This is a genomic window from Moritella sp., assembly GCF_033791185.1.
In the GTDB taxonomy this organism is placed as follows: domain Bacteria; phylum Pseudomonadota; class Gammaproteobacteria; order Enterobacterales; family Moritellaceae; genus Moritella.
This window is the reverse complement of sequence record NZ_JASJHF010000112.1, coordinates 1-8,925: the sequence shown is the minus strand read 5'-3', so window position 1 is coordinate 8,925 and position 8,925 is coordinate 1. Positions and strand designations below refer to the sequence as shown.

At 39.9% G+C, this 8,925-nt stretch carries 9 protein-coding genes and 1 other annotated feature; all 9 genes read right to left on the bottom strand.

The genetic code is table 11. The features are described from left to right. A partial coding sequence (locus QNK26_RS07080) for a glutamine amidotransferase-related protein (protein ID WP_413816352.1) occupies positions 1-331 on the bottom strand: 331 nt, incomplete at its 3' end. Then, positions 331-1,404: a bifunctional histidinol-phosphatase/imidazoleglycerol-phosphate dehydratase HisB gene (gene hisB / locus QNK26_RS07075; RefSeq protein ID WP_319221824.1), complete on the bottom strand. Its 1,074-nt coding sequence runs from the start codon at positions 1,402-1,404 to the stop codon at positions 331-333. The genes hisB and QNK26_RS07080, both read right to left, overlap by 1 nt. Before the next feature lie 46 nt (positions 1,405-1,450). Then, the gene (gene hisC / locus QNK26_RS07070; RefSeq protein WP_319221823.1) at positions 1,451-2,518 is read right to left on the bottom strand and encodes a histidinol-phosphate transaminase; all 1,068 of its coding nucleotides are present in this window, start codon (positions 2,516-2,518) and stop codon (positions 1,451-1,453) included. Beyond that, entirely contained in the window at positions 2,518-3,810 is a 1,293-nt protein-coding gene (gene hisD, locus QNK26_RS07065; protein WP_319221821.1) for a histidinol dehydrogenase, read from the bottom strand. Before hisD ends, hisC begins: the two co-directional genes overlap by 1 nt. 39 nt (positions 3,811-3,849) lie before the next feature. Continuing rightward, complete coding sequence (gene hisG / locus QNK26_RS07060) at positions 3,850-4,761, bottom strand: ATP phosphoribosyltransferase (protein WP_319221820.1); 912 nt, start codon at positions 4,759-4,761, stop codon at positions 3,850-3,852. A 37-nt stretch (positions 4,762-4,798) separates the two neighbouring features. Beyond that, positions 4,799-4,918 (bottom strand) — a sequence feature (His leader region). 167 nt (positions 4,919-5,085) lie between these two features. Further along, positions 5,086-6,087, bottom strand: coding sequence for a tetratricopeptide repeat protein (locus QNK26_RS07055; RefSeq protein ID WP_319221819.1), 1,002 nt, complete (start codon positions 6,085-6,087; stop codon positions 5,086-5,088). Beyond that, a complete protein-coding gene (locus QNK26_RS07050) occupies positions 6,084-7,061 on the bottom strand; it encodes a type II secretion system F family protein (RefSeq protein WP_319221817.1) in 978 nt (325 codons plus the stop codon). Before QNK26_RS07050 ends, QNK26_RS07055 begins: the two co-directional genes overlap by 4 nt. A 2-nt stretch (positions 7,062-7,063) precedes the next feature. After that, entirely contained in the window at positions 7,064-8,032 is a 969-nt protein-coding gene (locus QNK26_RS07045; protein WP_319221815.1) for a type II secretion system F family protein, read from the bottom strand. 11 nt (positions 8,033-8,043) lie between these two features. After that, positions 8,044-8,925 (bottom strand): CpaF family protein (locus QNK26_RS07040; protein ID WP_319221814.1); only part of this gene is annotated, 882 nt, incomplete at its 5' end.

Sequence of the window (8,925 nt, the reverse complement as noted above, 5' to 3'; positions counted from 1 at the left end):
CTGCAATTAGGCCCAGTGTTGCTACTTGGCCTTCTGCTGAGAATTCGGCTAGTAGCTGCATGCCCAGACAAATACCTAATACTGGTTGAGTTAAGCTTTTTACTAATGTGATAAGTTCACGATCAGCTAGGTTCTTCATCGCTTCTTTTGCAGTACCAACGCCAGGTAAGAACAATTTAGACGCATTACGTAATACAGCAGGTTCGCGGCTGACTGTGACTGGATAACCTAAGCGCTCAACAGCAAATCTTACTGATGAAAGATTGGCACAACCAGTATCAATAATGACAACATGACAATTAGCTTGATCTTTGATTGTGGTTTGATCCATTAAAGCACTCCTTTTGAACTTGGTAGCATGTCACCTTCAACTTTAATACATTGGCGAAGGGTACGACCAAAGCTTTTAAATAAGCTTTCAACTAAATGGTGGGTGTTTTTACCTTCCGCTTTAAGGTGCAGTGTTGCGGCCATCCCGTCACTTAATGAACGGAAGAAATGCGGCACCATTTCTGTTGCAAACTCACCAATGTGATCGCGTGGGAATTCAGCATTAAATTGTAGGTAAGCTCGGCCGGATAAATCCAGTGAGCAGGACGCTTCACATTCATCCATCGGTAAAACAAAACCAAAACGGCCAATTCCGCGTTTATCACCTAATGCTTGGTTAATAGCATTACCCAATGCAAGCGCAGTGTCTTCCACTGTGTGGTGATCGTCAATATGTAAATCGCCAGCAACGCTGAGATTTAACCTAAAGCCACCGTGTGTGGCAATTTGATCTAGCATGTGATCAAAAAAGCCCATGCCTGTATCAATTTGACTGCCACCTTGGCTATCTAAATCAATATCTACTTTAATGTCAGTTTCTTTTGTCGTACGGGTAACACTTGCAACGCGGTTACCTTTAGCCAAAATTTTATCTTCAATCATTGGCCAAGTTAAATCACTACGGCTATACAGGATGCCTTCAATCCCCATATTTTCAGCAAGTTGAATGTCAGTAATGCGGTCGCCAATAACATAAGAGTTAGCAAAGTCGATGCGACCAGACTGCAAATATTCTTTTACCATACCTAAATTTGGCTTACGGCAGCTACAATTATCTTCGCTAAAATGCGGGCATAATAGTACCGACTCGAAGTTAACGCCTTGAGAAGCAAATAATGCCATCATTGCATTTTGTGGGATATCAAAATCACTTTGCGGGTAACTCTCGCTGCCCAGCCCATCTTGATTAGAGACGATGACCAGTGTGAAACCTGCATGTTGTAACTTAAGTAATGCTGGGATCACTAACGGTTCAAATTTTAGTTTTTCTAAACTGTCGACTTGTTTATCACTAATAGGCTCATCAATTAATGTACCATCGCGATCAATAAATAAGAATTTTTCCTTGCTCACATCGGGCTCCTGCTTGTTTATTTTTATTCTTTTATGATTTCTGTAATTAAGAAAGTACAGACTTTAAAGCGACTAAGGTACTGTTCATTTCAGCCGCGTTGCCTAAGGTGATTCGAATACAGTTTTCTAATCGTGCTTTAGCACTAAAATCTCTTAATACAATACCTTGTTCACCTAATAAGCTAAACACTTTTTGACTGTTATTAAATTGTACTAAGACATAATTACCGGTTGCAGGGAATACTTTTTCTATTCCTTGTAACTGGTTAAGCTCATCGACAAACGCATTACGCATACCGTTAAGTTGCGTTACACGTGATTGCATGACAGCAATCCCTTTTTCAGTTAGCGCCTGACTGGCAATTTGCGCTACTGGTTCGGGTACTGGATAGGGAGCGATGACTTTTGATAATAAACCAATAACGGTATTACTGGCTAATGCAAAGCCACAACGAATTGACGCCAAAGCAAATGCTTTTGATAGTGTTCTCAAAATTACAAGGTTATCAAAATCTTGTAATAATGAAACTTGCGATGCGTCGGGACAAAACTCAATATAAGCTTCATCACAAACGATAATCGCTTTGTCTTTGGCTGCACTTAATAAATCCGTTAATTTAGCCGTATCGATTAGATTTCCGGTTGGATTATTTGGAGCACATAAGAACACGATATTAACTGTGTCTAATTGGGCTTTGATTGCGTCATAATCAGGGTCGAAATTAACATCAAGTGCTTGCTTCATTGTGGCCACACCACATGTTTCAGCACTAATCTCATACATACCATAAGTAGGAGGGTTAATTAAAATGCTATCAATACCGGGTTCGCAGAATGTACGAATAAGCAATTCAATTGCTTCGTCAGCACCACGAGTTGTGATAACTTGCGTTGGTTTTACCCCTGCATATTCAGCATAACCATTAATGACAGACTCGGGTTGAAATTCCGGGTAACGGTTTAAACGGCTGCAATCTAAGGAGTAATGACCTGAATCAGGCGCTTCATTGGCATTGAGCCAAACATCACCAGTACCACCAATTCTACGTGCTGATTGATACGGTGTTAGTTCTTGCACGTTCTTTCTTGCTAATCGAGCTATCTTGCTGTTCATTACATTTCTCCCAAGCGATCGGTTCTGATTGTAACGGCGCGTTTGTGTGCGTCGAGTCCTTCTGCATCAGCCAGACAAGTGACCGTCTTCGCCAAGCTCTTGAGACCATCTTGGGTTAACTCCTGAACAGTAAAGCGTTTAGTAAAATCAGCAAGCCCTAAACTTGAATAGGTTTTGGTGTAGCCATAGGTAGGCAATACATGATTAGTGCCACTCGCATAGTCACCTACAGATTCTGGTGACCAAGCCCCTAAAAAAATTGAGCCAGCATGCTTTAGTTTTGGCAATAAACTACGAGCGTTTTCTGTTTGCACGATTAAGTGCTCTGGTGCATATAGGTTACTGATCTCGATTGCGGTTGCTGTATTATTGGTAATAATAATTAAGCTTGAGGCAATCGACTGAACCGCAATGTCTTGACGTGATAAGCAGGCTAATTGTTGATCAACTTGTTCAGATACTTCGGCTGCTAACGTGCTTGAAGACACCACTAATATTGATTGTGAATCAGGCCCATGTTCAGCTTGAGAGAGTAGATCTGCGGCAATAAAACTTGCATCAGCGTTCGCATCTGCAATAACCAGCACCTCAGATGGACCCGCTGGCATATCAATTGCGGCCCCTTTAATATCCATGCTTACTTGGCGTTTGGCTTCTGTTACAAACGCGTTACCTGGGCCAAATATTTTATCTACTTTATTAATTGATTTAGAACCATAAGCGAGGGCGGCAATCGCTTGTGCTCCACCAAGGGTATAAATCTCTGTTACGCCGCATAATTGCGCGGCAAACAAAATTTCATCGGCAATCGGTGGTGGTGTTGTTAATACAATACGTTCACAATTTGCAATATTAGCCGGTGTTGCAAGCATGAGTACAGTTGACGGCAGTGGTGCACTGCCGCCGGGGATATATAGACCAACAGCATCAAGCGCCACAGTATGCATTTCACAAACCACACCAGGCATTGTCTCTACACGGATCGTATCTTGTACTTGTGCTTGGTGGAAACAATGAATGTGTTGTTGAGCTTGTTTGATTGCTTGTTGAGTATCAGCGTCTACGCGTAAACATGCCGCTTCAATTTCAGCTGCAGATACACGCAAACAATCTGTTTCAATTTTATCAAACTTTGCCGTTAATGCTTTTAATGCGTTATCACCTTCATTTCTAACTTGCGCAATAATATCAGTGACAATGCCACTTATTTTTGCCGAATTGGATATTGCTGGACGCATTAATAATGCTGTTTTTTCAACCTGAGTTAGTTGATCCCATATTACTGTTTTCATGCTTGATCCTCCCTTAACATTGCTTATGCATGTTTGCTACTAACCTAGCATTTTTTCAATTGGTAATACTAAAATTGAACTTGCGCCTAACTGTTTAAGTTCTTCCATGGTTTCCCAGAACAGTTTTTCAGTACTAACCAAGTGTACTGCAACTATATCGTCAGTTGATGCAAGTGGTAATACCGTTGGGTTTTCAGCGCCAGGAAGTAGAGCTATAACGGCATCAAGTTGCGACTTAGGTGCGTGTAGCATGATGTACTTACTTTCTTTGGCTTGCATAACACCTTGAGCACGAACCATTAAACGGTCAACTAATGCTTGCTTGTCTGTTGATAATGCTGATTTTGCTTGAATTAATACCGCTTTAGAATGAAAGATGTCTTGTACTTCTTTGAGTCCATTTGCTTCCAGCGTCGCACCTGTTGATACCAGATCACAGATTGCGTCTGCAATACCAGCGCGGGGGGCTACTTCAACAGAACCATTAAGCATGACTGATTTGAAGTTAACGCCTTGCTCATCAAGATACCGTTTAAGCAACTCAGGGTAAGAGGTTGCAATGCGTAGACCTTCTAATGAATGCGGACCTTGGTAATCAAACTCTTCTGTCGCGGCGATAGATAAACGACAGCCACCGAAGGTCATACGTTTAAGCAATGTATACTCAGCGGGTTCACCGAGGCGTTTACGTTCTAATTCTTTTTCTTCTAATTCGTTTTCGCCAATGAAACCGAGGTCAGCAACACCGTCCATGATTAAACCAGGGATATCGTCATCACGTACACGAAGTAGGTCGATAGGCATATTTTCACAGTGCGCGATTAAACGTTGTTCACGCATGTTAATTTTAAGACCCATTGCTTTAAGCAAATTTTGAGATTCAGTGCTCAGACGGCCTGATTTTTGAATTGCGATTCTTAGTCTTGGTTGGTCATTTTTAATCTCTAACATAGTCATCCTTTAACCTTGTCAAAATAATTGTCTATAAACGAAAAAACCCCCGAAAGTTTTATCTTCCGAGGGTTTTTCTAAGTGAGTTCCGGAAGTTTGCATGCATACACCTCCAGTCAACAGCCTGAAAGCTAATCAAATATGATGATGGTGATGCACGTTTACTTTCAGGTTGTTATTCATATATTTTATCCAGTTAGTATATTGTTACTAATAAGTGTGGTTGAGTTCACAATAGCAATCTAGGATAAAATTGCAACGCTTTTTGACTATTTTTTATAAAATTTCTATATTAAAAAAACAACTGTCGTTAACAAATGGTGATTATTCTTTTGAATAAGCAAGGTCGATGTCTTTGTTCATGTGCAGTTTAAGGTTTTCAAGATTAACATTTGCTTTAACAAAATAACTTGGAGAAAGCTCTATTGCGCGTTCGAGAAAATATTCTGCTTCACGATAGCGGCCTTCGAGTATCAAGAAGTAACCGATATCATTATAAGCATGTTCTGTAGGCATAACTTGTTTTAAGGTTTGTAGTGCTTTTGTATACATTCCCTTACGGACATAAACTAAACCTAAATCAACCCAAGCTCTTGAAAACTCCATATCGAGATCGATGGCTTTTTTAAAATTTATTTCAGCTTCAACAAAATTGCCTGAAAGATAATAAGAATATCCTATGTTAGTGAATAAAAGCGGGTCTTGCGGTGTTATTGGTAATATCAACTTGAATAAAGTCATGGCTTTATTGTGGTCATTTTTAAGATCATGAATGACCGCTAATCCCATGTAAGCTTCTAATGGTGAGAGTTCATCGAGTGCAAAATAAGCGTCTTTTGATTTGGATTGATTGGCAAGGCGCAGTTGATCCGTGGCGATGGCTTTGGTTAATAAAACCATAGCATCTTGTTTATTTTTTTGGGTTAAATATATAACACCAAGTTGGGTCTGAGCTGCGCTATGCGTCGGTTCACTTTTAAGTACTTCTCCAAACGCTTTTCTAGCAAGCTCAACATTACCTTGTCTAACTTCAAGCAGACCAATTTTATAAAATATGCTGGTGTTGGTCATTGTGGTTGTTGCATCGTCTTCATCGCTAGGTTGTAACTTTAATGCTTTAGCATAAAGAACGATGGCTTTATCGAATTGACTGTTTTGCTCGGCTGTCATTGCTTGCGTAACTATTGATTGTCTTGAGTCTGGCTCTACATCAGATAATCTAAGTTGGTTATCATTATGGGGGGTGGTGGTTGTACAGCCAGATAAAAGCGTTAATCCTAGAATGGCAGATAGCCAGTAACTAACCCGATATGATTTTTTTATCAAAATGCATCTCCCCAAGTATTCATAACTTGTAATACGGCTGGCCCAATCGCCACAATAAAGAATGACGGCCAAATACAGCACATCATAGGGAATATCATTTTCACACCTAATTTCGCTGCGTTTTCTTCTGCTATTTGTAGTCTTTTTTCCCGATACTCATCAGAATAAATACGAATTGTTGCTGCTACACCGGTTCCTAATCTTAAGCTTTGCACGATGACAGAATTAAGACCTCTTATGTCTTCTAAACCTGTTCTGTCACTAAATTCTTTTAATGCCTGCTGTAAGGTCAGTCCATAGCGAACTTTACTACAGACTAAATTTAGTTCATAGGCCAAATAGGGATGTGCAAGTTTTAATTCTTTTGCAACACGTTGAAATGATTCTAATAACCCCAGTCCAGATTCACAGCAAACAATAAGTAGATCAAGCGCATCTGGAAAGTACTTACGCAAATCAGCCATTCTTCGATTAGCCATTTTTTTTAAGATGATACCCGGTAGAAGATAGGCAACACCAAGCACAATCGCAATAATATATGCGGACGCGGTTGTAGAATAACTAAATATTTGATGGCTTAAGATTGCGACAATCCCGCCACTTGCTAATAGTAATAACAGCTTAATCGAATTAAATATTTTCAATGCGTCCTGGGAGTGGAAACCGGCATGAATAAGTAATTTTTTAGTCGATGAATCACCTTGGTAATGTTTATTGATAAAGGGAATATGATTAAGTTTATCAATATTGTGCTCTAGAGATGATTCATATTCTTTAGCTAAATCTGGCGATGGTTGAGACTCTTTAGATAGCTTATTTAATTGGTGTTTGACTGGTGAATAAAGGCCAGATGCCAAGGATGATAACGCAATAGCGAGGGTTATCCCTGTTAAACCTGCAATCAGATATACAGCCCATTTCATCTGGTCGGCATCTGTTATAAAAGAATCTAAAAATTGCGTAATTTGGTTCATGACTAGACCTCGATTTTGATTAATTTACTGATCCACCATATGCCGGATAACATACCTATACCGCCCCATTTGAGGAGGTTTAAGCCCTCGGGGCTATTTATTAAGATACTTACGTAATCTGGGGATGTGATATAAAGCACTGCAAATAAAGCAAAAGGTAACAAGACTAGTATCCAACCTGACAGTCGTCCCTCTGCGGATAATGTTTTTACACGGCGCTTGAAGGTAAATCGTTGTCTAATTATTTTGGATAGATTCTCGATATTTTCAGCGAGGTTACCACCGGTTTCTTTATGGATAGATACTGAACTGCAAAATGCCATTGCGGAGGTACTTGGCACTCGTTTAACAAAACTTAACAGAGCGGTATGCGCATCGTTACCATAGTTAATTCGATTAAACATAAGCTTGAATTCATCGGATAATTCACCTTCGAGTTCTTCAGAAACTAGTTTAATTGAGTCACTAAAAGCATAACCTGCTTGCAAACCACGTTTAAGTACGTCTAATGCTTCTGGAAATTGCTGCTCAATATTTTCCATTCTTTTATTAATATTTCGATTCAAGATTAAATGCATGATCGTAAACATCACGATGACACAAAATACTGAAAAAATAATATCGAGACTAACAAACCATGCTGTTATTGCGCTGATAAAACACAAGGCAAGGGTAATTAATAAATATTGGTGGCCTAACAACTTTGACCCTGAAAGTTCCATCTTATAGGTGTAACTATAAATTAAGGGTAATGATTCGACCCACTGTAGAATAGGCGGAAGTGATTCGACTTTTTTATTAATTAATATTTCTGCTTCGGCTTCTTCACCACGATCTGCCAATGAAGCTAAATGCTTACGTATATGTTTGGAATTAGCCCTTTGCGGGCTGTATACGGAGATAAATAAACTTTGAAATAATAGTACGACAGCGGCAAATACCAATAATAAAAAAATGATTTGAGAACTCATAAAGCCTCCGCTTAAAATCCGTTAGAGAGCATATCGACAGTAAATAAGCTGTGAGGAAGTTCAATTCCCTTATCTTTAAGCTTACGTGAGAAGGTCGGTACTACTCCTGTGGCAGCAAATCGGCCTCTGATACTATTATCTTCATTTTTGCCTTCGCGTCTGAAAGTGAATATTTCAGACATGGTGATCATATCTCCTTCCATGCCTGTGACTTCTTGGATACTAGTAATGCGTCGTTTACCATCTTCTTGGCGCTGCAATTGCACGACTATATCAATTGCAGATGATATTTGAGTTCTAATGTTATGAACTGGCATGTCAAACCCAGCCATGCAAACCATATTTTCCAATCGGCCTAAGCCATCACGTGGTGTGTTGGCATGCAGTGTTGTCATGGAACCTTCGTGACCAGTGTTCATCGCCGCTAACATGTCGATAGCTTCACTACCACGTACTTCACCGATGACAATTCGATCTGGGCGCATCCGTAAGCAGTTTTTTACTAGCTCACGTTGACTGACTTCACCTTTGCCTTCAATATTAGCTGGTCTGGTTTCAAGTCTTACCGTATGTGGCTGCTGAAGTTGTAATTCTGCTGAATCTTCAATGGTTATAATTCTTTCATTATCAGGAATGAAGCCAGACAAAATATTCAATAATGTCGTTTTACCACTACCGGTACCGCCAGAAATTAGAATGTTTAACTTGCCTAATACGGTCGCTTGGATAAAATCGGCCATAGGCTGCGTCATTGAGCCGTAGTCAATGAGTTGCTGCACTTGTAATTTATCCACTGTGAAGCGACGTATCGATAGCGCAGGACCATCCAGGGCTAGTGGTGGGATGATGGCATTAATACGGCTACCATCTTTAAGTCTTGCATCAACCATGGG